At 59.7% G+C, this 288-nt stretch carries 1 protein-coding gene; it reads right to left on the bottom strand.

The annotated features are described in order from the left end of the window. The coding region (locus tag H2O73_RS20870; protein ID WP_182110783.1) for a cytosine permease at window positions 1–288 on the bottom strand (288 nt) is incomplete at both ends.

Genomic DNA, 288 nt, shown 5'->3' with positions numbered 1-288 from the left:
GGTGGCGTAGAACATGTACATCAGGGAGGCGAGGATGAAGGCGCTGCCGATATTCTCCAGCCACTTGATACCCTGGAAGCCCATCACCGAGAGAGCGATCTGCAACAGCTGGAAGGTGATGAAGTAGAACACCAGGTTGTCGAAGCCAAACAGCGTGGTCGACACCATGTTCAACGCTCCGGCGCCGATCCAGCTCTGGAAGCCGTACCACACCACCGCCGGCACGGCGCGTACCAGTCCCGGCAATCTAGTGCCGGTGAAGCCGAAGGCACTACGCGCCTGCACCAT

The organism is Vibrio marinisediminis (assembly GCF_014050145.1).
Taxonomy (GTDB): domain Bacteria; phylum Pseudomonadota; class Gammaproteobacteria; order Enterobacterales; family Vibrionaceae; genus Vibrio; species Vibrio marinisediminis.
This window is presented reverse-complemented; position numbering and strand designations above follow the sequence as displayed.